The sequence below is a fragment of the Siphonobacter sp. BAB-5405 genome (assembly GCF_002872335.1).
Classification (GTDB): domain Bacteria; phylum Bacteroidota; class Bacteroidia; order Cytophagales; family Spirosomataceae; genus Siphonobacter.
On record NZ_NJAG01000238.1, the window covers coordinates 1 to 543 of the forward strand.

Here is a 543-nt window from a genome sequence, read left to right on the forward strand (position 1 = left end):
CCTTTATCACGGTTCCGCTACCGGCTCTGGAAGGGATTCAGTCCATTGAAGAAGATACGCAGGGGAATTTGTGGTTGGGTACCTTGCAGGGACTGGTGAAGTTTAATCCCGAAGAACGCACTACCCGGCAGTTTACCCAGGCTTCGAAAGTATAGGTATAGCACCTTGCTTAAATGCCAATAATTCGGCTCCGTACCGGTCATTTCCCAACGAAGAAAGAGGGACGCGGGTCCAGTCCGCTTCACTTTCGTGGCGATACAGTAATTCACCCGTTGGGAGATCAAAGCCGTCAACCAGTAAGTCTACCTCTACCCACAGCGTATCCCCTGCGATGGATTTGACGGCATAACGACCTCCATCTAATTCCGGAGTAACGTGTAAAAATGAACGCGTTGCTGACCGATTTCTTTTTCAATCATGGCTGTACTGCTTTTAAAATGGCATGAAAAAGCCACAGATCTGCTTTTCTGGCGAATCTGTGGCACAAAAGAAAAAGGATTGCTGCTAAAAATACGCTGGCAAAGAACCTTCCCTAAATTTTAA

General features: G+C 47.1%; 1 protein-coding gene and 1 pseudogene. One reads left to right on the top strand and one right to left on the bottom strand.

The genetic code is table 11. The annotated features are described in order from the left end of the window. Positions 1-26 precede the first annotated feature (26 nt). Entirely contained in the window at positions 27-155 is a 129-nt protein-coding gene (locus tag BWI97_RS29460; RefSeq protein WP_369826689.1) for a two-component regulator propeller domain-containing protein, read from the top strand. On the opposite strand, the pseudogene BWI97_RS29465 reads toward BWI97_RS29460, so the two are convergent. Next, positions 133-366, bottom strand: a pseudogene (locus BWI97_RS29465) (maltotransferase domain-containing protein); the annotation flags it as partial. The gene BWI97_RS29460 and the pseudogene BWI97_RS29465 sit on opposite strands and share 23 nt — an antisense overlap. Positions 367-543 lie beyond the last annotated feature (177 nt).